We start from the raw sequence: 13,581 nt of genomic DNA on the forward strand, positions 1-13,581 counted from the left end.
TGCTGTTTTATTATAAATTGTTATATATGAAGAAAGCATAATCAGTCATGGAAGAATTTGAAAATTCCCTTTGAAAAGTACGTCTCATTATTTTAAAAGGAGAGGTTAATGGCAGTCATTCCACTGTTTGCAGCAGGTTGTTCAAACGGTACGGCAGCTGGAGGAAAAAGCATTGAAGTAACCAAACTTATAGTGGTTTCCTAATCACCTTTTGAATTAGCACTCAGTTATTTAAGGACATTCATGTTATTTCTAAAAGGAGCCAAGACAAATCAAAACCAATCTTTTACATAAGCAACTAATCCCATTAATGCACCTATTCCCGCCCCAATAAAAACAGGCACTACGAAATTTGATTTATTTCTTTTTTTGCTTAGTATTACATTATTGTGACTCATAAAAAGCCCCCTCTGTATAATATAAAACAGGAAAAATTTTCAAAACTATCACAGCTTATTATCTCCTTTTTTGTTTGTTCCCTTTATTCAACAAAGATGCTGCGATAGCAGAAAAGATATCACCGAGAAGAGTTAAAAGAGTACTCATGTATGTCACTCCTTTCCATTAATCAATTTATGCTTTATATGACATCCACTTCACATTACTGCACAGGGTTCCGGAAGTAAAATTCCTCATAATCCTTGATTTCATTGTCATTTCTTATCAAAAGCACAATCTTCTTTACTGCCTTAGAAGATAGAACTCCCTTTTCATAAAACCCGTTGCCATAAGTGACAGCTAACTCTTTAATCCCAAGTATAGGACTTTGCAGAAGTAATATCACACTTTCCTCAATGAAGCGTTCGTTTCCTGCAGGATTAAAGTAGAGATAATCCAGGGCAGGAATGATTTCTTGTTCAATGTTTGTTAGAAAAGCGACTTTGAGTTCCTCATATGTCCAAACCCTTTGGTTCTGTTCATAAAAGAATTCATCATGCTCGGTTTCTTCTTCGGTATACAATCTGTTTAAAAAAGCTTCAAAATCCGGAGCAAGTTCAATGACTAGTTCTGAATCAGCCTCAATATAGATAATTGGCGGATTTTCTTTCTTCTTTCGATAATCAAAAGCACTCCAGGAATGCCCGTCTCCAGAAAAAATCACAATATTATGCGGCAGTCCCCACTCGCTTATCAAATACTCACTGTTTAAAATACTGTGTTTTTCACCTATCCCCCAAATATAGCCTACATGAATATGATCATCTGCCCAGGATGTCGGGACATTCGTCGGGAACGATTTGTCATTAAGGGAACCGCCATTTTGTTCTTTAAGAAGAGCTAGATAGGATTTAGGCAGCCTTATTTTGAGTTTTCCTTCGGCATGTTGAACTGCTTCATCTGTTAAGGTAATTAATGTATAATAGTCATCATCTTTTTGCCAGATTGTTTTCAAGATTCATGTACTCCTTAATCGTAATTACAGCTTTCGTTTTTCTATAACATACTTCAACAACTGCGTCTCTTATCCTCTTTCAGACACAGAAATACTCGTGAAGCTTCAATCAATCCTACAAAGAATGCTTGATACCAAATCATATTCATTGACAGAACCACCAACTAATATTACTATATGTTTAAACACTTAAACATATAATTGTTGGAAGGATGATCTTTGTAATGAAGAAAACCGTACTTGTCACAGGCGGAACCGGCTATGTTGCAGCCTGGGTCGTTAAAGAGCTGCTTGATGGCGGCCATGATGTAAGGATTACTGTCCGCGATGCAGCGAAGAAAGAAAAATACCAGCATCTCCTGGATGCGGAGAAAGAATCTCCCGGAAATCTGACAATCTATGAAGCGGATTTGCTGAAAAAAGGAAGCTTTGATGAAGCCGTGAAAGGCACTGAGTATGTCTTTCATACCGCTTCCCCTTTTTTCATCAGCGGATTTAAAGATGCTCAAAAGGAATTGATTGAACCGGCTCTGGAAGGCACCAAAAACGTTCTGGAGTCTGTCAGACGCTCACCTGAAGTGAAACGGGTTGTCCTTACGAGCAGTGCAGTGGCCATTTTTGGGGATAATGCGGATATGGAGGGCAAGTCCTCTTTTAATGAACAGGATTGGAACACAACAAGCAGTGTTTCGCATCAGCCATACAGCTACTCAAAAACACTCGCTGAAAAGGCGGCCTGGGAAATGGCGGACAAGCAGCACTTTAATTTAGTCACCATTAACCCAACCTTTATTCTTGGTCCGTCTCTTTCAAAACGTTCAGATTCAACGAGCATCAGTACGATTCTCGATCTTCTGAAGGGCGGTTTTAAAAGCGGTGTGCCAAACTTAATCAACGGAACCGTTGATGTGCGTGATGTTGCAAAAGCCCATGTGCTTGCAGCCTTCACTGAATCTGCAAAGGGCAGATACTTGATTTCAAACGAGGAAGCTTCCCTGCTCGATATGGCACGAATATTTGAAGAAAACCGTCCAAATCACTATCCTCTTCCAAAACGCGAAGTGCCTAAACCGCTCATCTGGCTGATTGCACCGAAAGTCGGTCTTACACGGAAGTATGTCAGCAAAAACGTTGGAGTAAATGCCCGCTTTGATAACAGAAAAAGCATTGATGAACTTGGCATGACTTACAGAAGTCTAAAAACGACGCTGATTGATCAGAACGAGCAGCTTGAGGCTGACGGCCTGCTGGCATAATTAAACCAAAAAAGATGATTTCATAACGAAATCATCTTTTTGTTTTATCTTTTCCCTTAATCGACGGAAGAATAAATGGACTTATCAGGCTCTATAAATCTTACATACTTCCTCACAGTAAAAGAATAAATCCCTGTACCAATCAATATAACGGAAGACAGCACAAAGAGGATGGTAATGCCGTAAGCTTCAGCTAACATGCCGTACAGCAGACTGGATATGCCAAATACACCAGTCAAGATAGCGTCCCTGGCCGCAAACACTTTCGGCAGAAGCTTTTTTTCTGTGTGATTTTGTATAAGCGTGATTTGACCGATCAACTTGATTTCACTCCCTATTCCCACTAGGAATGAAATCAGAAGCGCTGAGGTCCCCGTGGTTGTGAAACCGAACAATAGGGTTAAGATCCCACCGGCTGTCGAACCTGCAATGATTGCATAGCGGATTGACTTTTTTAGAATGGTCTCAAATTTTAAACATAAAAGCCCGCCCAAAATCAGCCCGGCAAAGTATGCAGAGTTCAAATAGCCCCACCAGGCTTCACTTTTGTTCAGCACTTCTTCCACATAAACCAGCAGAACAGCAGCAATCCATACGACTTGTGCAATCGAATCAAAGAAATCAACAACAGAAATGACTCGCAGGGACGGGATTTTCCATATCGCCTTCCAGCCCTCCTGCATGGAGCTCCATTTTGTCTTCCCTTCCATTTGGTTAGTGCTTTCGATGATAGGCTGCATCTGTATGAGTGACATCATAATGGTTGAACCGGCAAAAAGCAGTACAGAGAAATATAGTACTTCTTTTCCTCCGGCAACAGAAACTGCGATACTTCCAAGCGGCCAGCTCCCGAGCTGAACAAGCTGATCAACAACCGCCATAAATCCATTAGCGCGGACGATCCGATTCTCTGGAACTAAATGCGGAACGAGCGAATTTCTGATCGGCACAGCCCAGCCATCAAAAAAAGCTATGACTGAAATCAAAGGGAAAACCATAAGGATTCTTGCCACCGGAAAAAGAGTCAAACAAACAGCAAGCATGAGTAAAAATAACGTCTTAATCAGTTGCGAGTATACAAGAATGGTTTTATAAGAGAATCGGTCAACCATGAACGGAGCTGTCATACCGCCTGCGAACCTTGACAGCGTGACAGCAAATGGAACAGCTGCTGTCATTGCGATTGAGCCTGAGATGGAATACATGTAACTTAACAGTGCTACTATATAGAATACATCTGCAGCATTTGCAAAAGTTTGGCCAATCCACAAAAAATGAAACGAATGGTTTTTCACCTGTCAATCACCTTCACTTGTCTTAAATTAAGTTTAAGTTGTAAGTGAAAGTGTGATTACAATGGAACTCATCCTTTCTGAATGAATGAACCCTTCTATGTCTTTATCCCAGGAAGTAATTGACCATCGGAGACTTCGCATTTATTTCTGCGGGCAGGTCTCCAGCAATTTGTCTGCGGTCAATCTCCAGGAAATAAGCGGCTTTACTAAGTGTGTCATAAAAAAGAGGAACTGCTTCCATCTCTCTGAATACATACACCTGTATATGCTGACAGCCCGATTTATAAGCCTCAGTCAGACGGTGGTTTCCGTTTATGCAATAAGGCTTGCCGTTTGTAAGCAAGCTGTTTTGAAGGATCATGACAGGATTTTTGTGATTGGGCTTTATTCTTGCAGGGTCAGTGTTTACATTCCCTTGATCAACGGCGTGAATGATACGGGATGGCTCAAAAATCTCTGCTTTAAGTCCATTTTTATTTATATACGCTGTAGCTCCATCTATGTCTAAAGCGTACTCAAATACGCCAGCTTCATATTCCGCATACAGGGAAAACGTTTCTTGGCCAATTGGGTGGACAACAGGGTATTCTTCTTTAGCCAGGATGCGGGTAAACACATCCTGCCATTTCTCTGCGATGTCAGCACCGTGCTGCGAGGCGATCTTCATTTCTTCCATGCACAGATGAAAATGACGGGCTGGCTGGAATATCCTTGATTGTATTTCGTGCAACTGAATTTTTGATTCCACATGTATCTCCACGCGATCATTGTGATTTTTCACTTTATATTATCACATATTGACCACTTTAAATGCAGATAATTTTGAAATCTCCAGCGACCCTATTGTAAATAGCATTGCGAATAAGGGCCGCCTTAGATAAAAGTGGAAGCACTTCTGCGAATGACGCCACAAATGAGGATTCACCTATGGTAAAAGTGGTGGCTCTACTACTGTTACAACAAAATTAAGGATGCATGACAGTTTTACATATATAAGAGGAAGTCACTTCTTTTCAACTAACCGTTTAAATAACTTTCCCAATCGTAATCATCAATCTTATAAAATACTCCATTATCATTTCTTTCATATGCACATAAAGGTGGCTCATGGATAAATTCTAATATGGAATCATCAAAATTCAAGATTACTCCAATAGATACAATTTGAAAGTTTTCGGAATCACTTAAATAGTCATCATCTTCGTAGCCGCTGAATATAGACCATCCAAAATCTTCTTCACCGTTTGGATGATCTCTCAGCAAAAAGTTGAATTCTTCTCTTTCAAGTACATCTTCGCTGACTGTAACTAAGCTGTCAAAATAAAAATCCCATTTAGATGAATTTGGGTCTTGGTATTCTGTATCGCAGATATTTTCAACGCCGAATGATACCACATCACCTATTTCCAAAGGCAAACGATGAGGTTCATTATCCAGTTTGCCTTTAAATTTTTTTCCGTTTATGCTGGTGATTTGAACCCACATTCTCTCTCCTCTATATCCATCATCCTCAGCCTTTTCAGTTACAAAGATTAACTTTACATAGTCATCAACAACTAGTTTGTCCAGCACTTCTGAACTTGGGACATAAAATGTATAAGGTGATTCTTTGTTTAAGTCATAGACATTATCTAAGTACCAGTTCATTCTATTTCTCCCCTTGACCAAAAAAATGAATTCTTTACTATAACCTTATTTGTAATTCATAGACGTTGAGCTGAAGGTACAATTTTTTGTAAAGCATATTTATCTATAGCAAGTTCTTCTCAATTTTAGCAGATTACAAAGAGTCTTGTGTATTGCAAAAAATTGACGTCTCTCTGCCATAAAGCAGATCCATGTTAATTAGGTAAAAAATCTCTCGGAAATTACATGGTATAGGGGTAAGAGAACTTATTTATGTTGATAAAACGGCGGAACGATAAAACATTTGTGCAGAGGTTATCCTGTAGAAGACACTTGTTTCTTATGCCATTTGACAACCAGCCGCTGATTATACCGCACGAAAGAAAGAGCATGAATGAAAAAAGGGTGAATTTGAGTAGTTTAAACTCAAATTCACCCTAATTTATTTCCGTCCCAGTCTCTTTACCTATTCAGCTTTGAAGCAATCTTGCATTTCTTCGAACATACGATAAGAAAATCATGCCGGAAGCTCCAATAAGCAACGTCATTCCCCAGAAGATGTTAGTGTAAACAGCTGCGCCAGAAACACCATGCTGCCATTCAATCAAGAGACCTGACAGTGCGACACCAAATGCTCCGCCGAAAAATTGAATCAGCTGCATTAGGCCCATGCCTGAACCGATTTCATCCTCCGGCAGGATGCGGGATGCTTCGTTTGCAATGCTTGAGGTCAGGCTTGAAAAACCTGTGCTCATAAACATGTAGGCAACCAAAATCGCATATGGATTTTCTCCTGAAAACAAAGCCAGAATCAGCAGTGAAATCATGAGCATCACATGGCCAAAGGAAATTAACGGTATATTTCCGAATTTGTCGATCAGCCGCCCAATGAACTGTGCGGCAACCGCTGAAAGGATAGCACCAGGAAAGATAATCAGACCAATGGCAGCCGGATCTTTTTCAAACAGCTCTGTCAGGATGATCGGCATCATAAAGAGCGCTGAAAAATGAAGAATAAATCCTGAAAATGCTGATAAAGCAAGCTTCACATACTGTCTGTTTTTAAACAGCGAAGGCTGCACAAACGGCAGGCTGACTTTGTGTATATGCCTCCATAAGAGATACAGGATGGCCAGCGAGCCAATGAGAAGAGGCACTGACATGGTGGATAAAAAGAGCAGCAGCCCCGTAACTCCGAGTCCTGTCAGCAATCCTCCGGTTGAATCGAAGTGTACCTTATGGACTTCCTCTTTAGGAAGCAGTTTTTTAAACAGGGGAAGAAGCAGGACAACAAATGCGGTGATGACAAATAAGTAATTCCATCCGAGATAGGTTGTAATGGCTCCTCCAATAACGGGTCCAAGTCCAAAACCGAGCGATGCGGCAGACGAAATCAGCGACATTGCCTTTCCTCTTCTGGAAATGGGAATATATTTACCCGCCAAAACCATGGCAAGACCAGGCACAGCCCCTGCTCCCGCTGCCTGAAGAACTCTCGCGAATAAAAGCAGATAAAAGTTATGAGAAATAAAACCGATAATGGATGCTGCACCAAGCATGGCAAGCCCGACTGCAAGCAGCCTTGAGATCGGAATAAAATCTGATAAACGGCTGTAAGTGAGAGTCGAGATGGCAAAAGCGATTGAGTATCCTGACACAATCCAGGATGCAGTGCCGGATGAAAGGCTCAAATCGCGAAGCACGCTCGGCAAAGCGACATTAAACATCGTCGTGTTCATCACAACGAGCCATACGGTTAAACTCCACAGCCATACAATTCTGTTTTCGTACTTTAAGCCAGGAACTGCTGGCGGTCTTTCTTCTATTATCGTTGACATTCTATCCCGCCCTCAGCTTTTATTTCGTATACCTAAAGAAATATATACTCTTACAGCCTGTATAGTCAACCGATTTGCTTCAATCGGTTCTGTAAAAAGATGAAAACCCTTCTTAACCAAGAAGGGCTCTCTTTTAGTCATATTATTCGTTTTCTTTAACAGCAGATACTTGCCATTCAACACCATATTTGTCTTTAACCTGACCGTATGCAGGACTCCAGAATGTTTCCTGAAGAGGCATTGTGACATTTCCGCCTGCTGAAAGTTTTTCAAATACATCTTTCGCTGCGTCTGCTGAATCAATATGAATCGCAATGGAAAGCTGCGAACCGAGAGTATAAGGCATTCCGGGAAACGTATCTGACAGCATCATGAGGGTATCGCCCGCTTTGAACTGTGCATTCATCACACGGTCCTTTGCATCAGCGGGAATAGGATGATTCGGATCCTCCGGCATTTCCCCGAATGTTTGAATCGAAACAAGTTCAGCATTTAATGCATCCACATAAAACTTCACTGCCTCTTGACCATTTCCATTTGTCACAATGTAAGGATTTACTGATGTGATCATGTTACACCTCATCGTCATAAATTTAATAAGAACATTTGTTCTGTATTATCATACCATGTACAGCTGCCTTTTGCTACACCCTTTTTAAAAGATGCAATAAATAAAGCCCGTCCCTCTATTTCTCTAGAGGCGGGCTAATTTCCTTCAGAGTCAGCATCTTTTTTAAGTTACCTCACTCCGTACTTCTTCATACGCTTCTCATCTTTTGCATCCTTCACCACAAGCACGGCGTGTATGGCTCCCGGAAGATAAAAAATGAGCGTCAAAATCAGGTTAAGCAGCGCCTGAAACGGTCTGCCGACAAACAGTACGGCAACAGGCGGCAGTAAAATCGCCAATAAATAAAGCATCACATCACCCCGTTCTTTTCTTATCCGTAACATTTTACCCCGATTCAGCGGTTTAGAAACAGCAAAAAACACGGAGCACAAGGCCCCGTGTTCTGTTTTTACTTAGACATCCATTCTGTATGGAAAATGCCTTCTTTATCTGTACGCTGATAAGTGTGCGCTCCGAAATAGTCGCGCTGCGCTTGAATCAGGTTTGCTGGCAATGTAGCCGTGCGGTAGCTGTCATAATAAGAAAGGGCAGCTGAGAAGCTTGGTACCGGAACACCCTGCTCAATAGCAACTGTCAGCACTTTGCGAAGAGCTCCCTGGTAGCTTTCTGCAATCTCCTTGAAGTAAGGATCAAGCAGAAGATTTGCAAGCTCGCCGTCACGGTCATACGCATCTTTGATTTTTTGAAGGAATGCTGCACGGATGATGCATCCTCCTCTGAAAATCATCGCGATGTCGCCATACTGAAGATCCCAGTTGTATTCCTCAGAAGCTGCTCTCATTTGGGCAAAACCTTGGGCATAAGAACAGATCTTGCTCATGTAAAGCGCTTTGCGGACAACTTCAATCAGTTCTTTTTTGTCTCCTTCATATGGTGTCACAGAAGGACCTGAGAGAATGCCGCTCGCTTTTACACGCTCATCTTTCATGGCAGAGATGAAGCGGGCAAATACGGATTCCGTAATAATCGGAAGCGGAACACCTAAATCAAGGGCACTTTTGCTTGTCCATTTTCCAGTTCCTTTTTGTCCTGCTGTATCCAGAATCATATCGACAAGCGGCTTGCCTGTTTCATCATCTGTTTTTGTGAAAATGTCAGCCGTGATTTCAATCAGATAGCTGTCAAGCTCGCCTTTATTCCACTCGGCAAATACTTCGTGGAGTTCCTGTGCAGATAAACCAAGAACATTTTTAAGGATGAAATAAGCTTCTGAAATCAGCTGCATATCGCCGTACTCAATGCCGTTGTGCACCATTTTCACATAGTGGCCGGCACCGTCCGGACCGATGTAAGTTGTACATGGATCTCCGTCCACTTTTGCAGAAATCGCTTCGAAAATCGGCTTTACAAGTTCAAATGCTTCCTTTTGTCCTCCAGGCATGATGGAAGGTCCTTTAAGGGCTCCTTCTTCTCCGCCTGAAACGCCGGTGCCGATAAAGTGAATGCCGCTTTCAGCAAGCTCTTTGTTTCTGCGCTGTGTATCTGTGTAAAGTGTATTTCCTCCGTCGATCAGAATATCGCCTTTATCAAGATGAGGAAGAAGCTGCTCAATCGTTGCATCTGTTGCAAAACCGGCTTTTACCATAAGAAGAATTTTGCGCGGTGTTTCAAGAGACTGAACAAACTCTTCAATGCTGTATGTACCTGTAAGGTTCTTGCCGCTGTGTTCTTTCAGCATTTCTTCTGTTTTATCTGAAGAGCGGTTATAAACGGCCACCGAATAGCCGCGGCTTTCTATATTAAGAGCGAGGTTTTTGCCCATGACGGCCAAACCGATAACGCCAATTTGCTGTTTAGACATGTTTATACTCCCTTTCTGTCCCAAATATCGTTGTTCGCATGAATATGCATTCCTTCTGTAAAATAACACAGTGCCCTTGCTTTTATCAAGAAAAGCGCCTTGTCTCATTCCCTTAAAAAATCTTTATTGAAACTTGTCCCGCTTGTTTTATCATCTTCCAGGCGGACCGCTTTCATCCCGCGTTTTATGACACTTTCGCCAAATTTTTTCTGGATGTCTTCAATCGTCTTATAAAGCGGCTCTTTTTTTGCATCCTCCTGAAAAGAAAACAGATCCAGCTGTTTATAGGCATCTCCTTTTGGGACAAGGTCCTGGCACGTCACCCCGAGCAACCGTACCGGCTCTCCTGTCCAGTGCCTGTCAAAAATCTCTTTGGCGTGAGTGTACAGCTCTTCTTTTTCACCAAGCGGGTTATTGACTGTCCGACTGCGGGTAAATGTGCTCCGGTCTGAGTAGCGGATCGTAATAAAGATTTTTGTTCCGAGCACCTCTTTCCGCTTCATCCGCATGCTGACTGACTGGGAAAGGCGGTTCAGGGTATCATACAGGACGCGCACATCGCTTGAATCTTTGGAGAGAGTGGTTGAATTCCCTATGCTCTTAAAATCATTGATGCTGTCCGGGTTAACTTCTCTGCTGTCTATGCCGTTTGCCCGTTTTTTCAGCCGTTCACCGTTTATGCCCAGGAGCTGTTTCAATGAAATCGGATCGGCTTCAGCCAAATCTTTGATTGTTTTGACGCCGATGGTGAGAAGTTTTTCTGCCGTTTTTTCCCCCACTCCGTGCATCTCGCCTGCTGGAAGCGGCCACAGTGTCTCGTGAAGCTCCCTCTTTCTGAGGACGGTGATGCCGAGGGGCTTTTTCATATTGGAAGCCATCTTGGCCAGGAATTTATTCGGTGCAATGCCGATACTTGAAGGCAAAAGCAGTTCTTCGAGCAATCGCTGCTGAATCGTTTTTGCCACTTGAAGCGGATTGCCTTCCTTCAAATATTCCGTCAAATCCAAATACCCTTCATCTATAGAGACAGGCTCAACCAGATCCGTAAATTCTCTTAAAAGGTCAAACATCGCTCTGGATGCCTTCCGGTACCGGTCAAAATTCGGTTTCCTGACAATCAGTTCAGGGCAATGGCGCTTCGCCTGCCACAACGGCATGGTTGTTTTCACGCCTCTGGCCCTTGCCTCATAGCTGCACGTCACAACAATACCCTTCCGCTCTTCCACATTTCCGGCTATGGCGAGCGGCTTTCCCCTCAGTTCAGGCTCAAACGCCATCTCAACAGATGCGTAAAAACTGTTCATATCCACATGGAGAATGACCCTTGGACCGCTCTGCTGTTTCATGCCGTTCAACTTCTTTCCAAACTGTTATAGTGCCTCAATTTTATCACAGTCAGCAGATGAACCGCTAATGATGGGGGCGGAATTAGAAAAGCGCAAAAATTTGATCCTTTCTTACTTTTTATAAAACAATTGACAGATTCCCCTTATCACAAGTAAATTATATCTTGTGTGTTTTTACGGTCCGTTAAATTTCATAACAAGCTTAATCTATTCAGAGCGGGGGAATCATGCATTTGGTAAGGCTCTTACCTTGGGGTGAATCCGTAAATGGAAGGGAACTCTCAATCCCGAATCCGACAGTTAACCTCGTCTGCTTTATTGGGAGAAAGACTTTAATTGTGTATTAAAGACCTTTCTTACTTTAGATTGGTCTTTTTTTGTATTTTCAGAATTCTTACATCTCAGAGGAGGTTCTTCTATGAAAAAAATTCGTTTGGGACTGGCTTCCCAAATTTTTATTGGTTTGACTTTAGGTATTTTAGTAGGTGTTGTCTGGTTTAATGACCCCCGAGTTGCCGCAGTTTTGCAGCCGCTTGGAGATTTGTTTTTGCGTTTGATCAAAATGATTGTCATTCCGATTGTTATCTCTAGCCTGATCGTTGGAGTTGCAGGTGCTGGGAATGGAAAAAACGTTGGAAGACTCGGCGGAAAAACCATTCTTTATTTTGAAATCATTACAACTGTTGCGATTGTCCTCGGCGTATTGCTTGCAAACGTCTTTCAGCCGGGGCAAGGAGTTGACCTTGAATCTGCCCAAAAAACAGATATCCAGCAGTATGTCGATACATCTGAAGAACAAAGTGAAAAATCGGTTGCCGAAACGTTCCTTCATATCGTGCCGACGAACTTCTTTAAATCTGTCGTAGAAGGCGATATGCTTGCCATCATCTTTTTCTCCGTCCTCTTCGGACTTGGCGTAGCAGCCATCGGAGAACGGGGAAAGCCGGTCCTTCAGTTCTTTGACGGTGTTTCACACGCGATGTTCCACGTCGTCAACCTTGTGATGAAAGTGGCTCCTCTCGGCGTGTTCGCCCTGATTGGAGTAACCGTTTCGAAATTCGGAATTGACTCACTGCTTTCACTTGGAAAATTGGTTCTATTAGTATATGCTGCCCTGATTTTCTTCCTGATTGTAGTACTAGGGGCAGTTGCCAAATGGGCAGGCGTCAATATCTTTTCCCTGCTTCGCTACATTAAGGACGAGCTGCTGCTTGCGTTCAGTACATCAAGTTCTGAAACTGTCCTGCCCCGAATCATGGAAAAGCTTGAAAAGATGGGATGCCCTAAAGGAATTGTGTCCTTCGTCGTTCCTATTGGATACACTTTTAACCTTGACGGATCAGTCCTCTATCAGGCCATCGCTGCCTTGTTCCTTGCACAGGTTTACGGCATCGAACTGACAATCGTTCAGCAATTGACTCTGATTTTAGTCTTGATGGTTACGTCTAAAGGAATGGCTGCCGTTCCTGGAACATCCTTCGTCGTTCTGCTTGCCACTCTCGGAACAATCGGCATTCCGGCAGAAGGACTTGCCTTCATTGCAGGGGTGGACCGCATCATGGATATGGCCCGCACAGTTGTCAACCTTGTCGGCAATACCCTTGCTGCCATCGTGATGTCGAAATCCGAAGGCCAGTATAACCGGATTAAAGCGAATGAAGTCATGAAAGCAAGTGCATAAATAAGTTGAGCCCCCGGAAAATGTCCCGGGGGTTTTGTTAATTCTTATTGTACTTCTTGAATACATATGTAAGCACTCCTCCAACAATCCCGATCATGGCAGCAACCGGTGCAGAAAACACAAATCCGAATGCTATTGCAAATCCGACTCCGGCACCTACGGACGGGTCCTCGTTAGGATAAAGTTCTGCAAAGAGTGCCAGCCCCAGACAGATTAGAATAAATGATCCAATCTCTGTAATCAAAAACCCCTGAAAAAAATGTTTCATCTTATGCTCCTCATGATTTTATTGAAGTTCTCTCTCGTGAGAACATGGATTGTGTATTTGCTTACCCTCCACCCATCGATTTTCGGTATCAGAGGGTACGATTCACCACTTTGCTTACCCTCTCACATCGTTTCTCAGTTTGCGGGGGTACGATTCACTGCTTTGCTTACCCTCCCACATCGTTTCTCGGTTTCCGAGGGTACGATTCACCACTTTGCTTACCCTCCCACATCGTTTCTCAGTTTCCGAGGGTACGATTCACCACTTTGCTTACCCTCCACCCATCGTTTCTCAGTTTCCGAGGGTACGATTCACCACTTTGCTTACCCTCCCACATCGTTTCTCAGTTTCCGAGGGTACGATTCACCACTTTGCTTACCCTCGCAGTTCGTTTTTCGGTATCCGAGGGTACGATTCGTACATTTGCTTACCCTCCCACATCGTTT

The 13,581-nt window shown here is 42.8% G+C and carries 13 protein-coding genes and 1 riboswitch; of the genes, 2 read left to right on the forward strand and 11 right to left on the reverse strand.

Annotation, left to right across the window (positions count from 1 at the left end; all coding sequences use genetic code 11):
* Positions 1-272: 272 nt before the first annotated feature.
* Positions 273-398, reverse strand: a complete 126-nt coding sequence (locus tag ACK1LH_RS13770; protein WP_411333407.1) for a hypothetical protein — start codon at positions 396-398, stop codon at positions 273-275.
* A 203-nt stretch (positions 399-601) separates the two neighbouring features.
* Positions 602-1,393, reverse strand: a complete 792-nt coding sequence (locus tag ACK1LH_RS13775) for an SMI1/KNR4 family protein (protein WP_411333409.1) — start codon at positions 1,391-1,393, stop codon at positions 602-604.
* Between the two features lie 224 nt (positions 1,394-1,617).
* Between ACK1LH_RS13775 and ACK1LH_RS13780 the strand changes: the two genes are divergently transcribed.
* Positions 1,618-2,649 carry an SDR family oxidoreductase gene (locus ACK1LH_RS13780; protein ID WP_411333410.1) on the forward strand — a complete coding sequence of 344 codons (1,032 nt, stop codon included), beginning with the start codon at positions 1,618-1,620 and terminating at the stop codon, positions 2,647-2,649.
* A gap of 56 nt (positions 2,650-2,705) precedes the next feature.
* On the opposite strand, the gene ACK1LH_RS13785 is transcribed toward ACK1LH_RS13780, so the two are convergent.
* The 8 genes from ACK1LH_RS13785 to ACK1LH_RS13820 all read right to left on the reverse strand — a co-directional run bounded on the left by ACK1LH_RS13785 (position 2,706) and on the right by ACK1LH_RS13820 (position 11,186).
* Entirely contained in the window at positions 2,706-3,944 is a 1,239-nt protein-coding gene (locus ACK1LH_RS13785) for an MFS transporter (protein WP_411333411.1), read from the reverse strand.
* Between the two features lie 103 nt (positions 3,945-4,047).
* Positions 4,048-4,692 carry a hypothetical protein gene (locus ACK1LH_RS13790; protein WP_411333412.1) on the reverse strand — a complete coding sequence of 215 codons (645 nt, stop codon included), beginning with the start codon at positions 4,690-4,692 and terminating at the stop codon, positions 4,048-4,050.
* Between the two features lie 269 nt (positions 4,693-4,961).
* A complete protein-coding gene (locus ACK1LH_RS13795) occupies positions 4,962-5,591 on the reverse strand; it encodes a DUF2185 domain-containing protein (protein ID WP_035207026.1) in 630 nt (209 codons plus the stop codon).
* Positions 5,592-6,040: 449 nt separating this feature from the next.
* Positions 6,041-7,408, reverse strand: coding sequence for an MFS transporter (locus ACK1LH_RS13800; RefSeq protein ID WP_411333414.1), 1,368 nt, complete (start codon positions 7,406-7,408; stop codon positions 6,041-6,043).
* A gap of 142 nt (positions 7,409-7,550) precedes the next feature.
* On the reverse strand, positions 7,551-7,979 hold the full coding sequence (locus ACK1LH_RS13805; RefSeq protein ID WP_029279864.1) for a VOC family protein: 429 nt from the start codon (positions 7,977-7,979) through the stop codon (positions 7,551-7,553).
* A 167-nt stretch (positions 7,980-8,146) separates the two neighbouring features.
* Complete coding sequence (locus ACK1LH_RS13810; RefSeq protein WP_029279862.1) at positions 8,147-8,329, reverse strand: YqaE/Pmp3 family membrane protein; 183 nt, start codon at positions 8,327-8,329, stop codon at positions 8,147-8,149.
* A gap of 98 nt (positions 8,330-8,427) precedes the next feature.
* Positions 8,428-9,840 (reverse strand): NADP-dependent phosphogluconate dehydrogenase, encoded by a 1,413-nt coding sequence (gndA, locus tag ACK1LH_RS13815; RefSeq protein ID WP_029279861.1) that lies wholly within the window; start codon positions 9,838-9,840, stop codon positions 8,428-8,430.
* Positions 9,841-9,944: 104 nt separating this feature from the next.
* A complete protein-coding gene (locus tag ACK1LH_RS13820) occupies positions 9,945-11,186 on the reverse strand; it encodes a DNA polymerase IV (protein WP_411333415.1) in 1,242 nt (413 codons plus the stop codon).
* A 189-nt stretch (positions 11,187-11,375) separates the two neighbouring features.
* Positions 11,376-11,516: riboswitch (cyclic di-AMP (ydaO/yuaA leader) on the forward strand.
* Between the two features lie 88 nt (positions 11,517-11,604).
* On the opposite strand from ACK1LH_RS13820, the gene ACK1LH_RS13825 reads away from it, so the two are divergent.
* The gene (locus ACK1LH_RS13825; RefSeq protein ID WP_411333417.1) at positions 11,605-12,867 is read left to right on the forward strand and encodes a cation:dicarboxylate symporter family transporter; all 1,263 of its coding nucleotides are present in this window, start codon (positions 11,605-11,607) and stop codon (positions 12,865-12,867) included.
* A gap of 37 nt (positions 12,868-12,904) precedes the next feature.
* Here the strand turns inward: ACK1LH_RS13825 and ACK1LH_RS13830 are convergent, their stop codons facing one another.
* On the reverse strand, positions 12,905-13,135 hold the full coding sequence (locus ACK1LH_RS13830) for a hypothetical protein (protein ID WP_411333419.1): 231 nt from the start codon (positions 13,133-13,135) through the stop codon (positions 12,905-12,907).
* Positions 13,136-13,581 lie beyond the last annotated feature (446 nt).

It is taken from the genome of Metabacillus indicus (genome assembly GCF_046603695.1).
GTDB classification, from domain to species: domain Bacteria; phylum Bacillota; class Bacilli; order Bacillales; family Bacillaceae; genus Bacillus_P; species Bacillus_P indicus.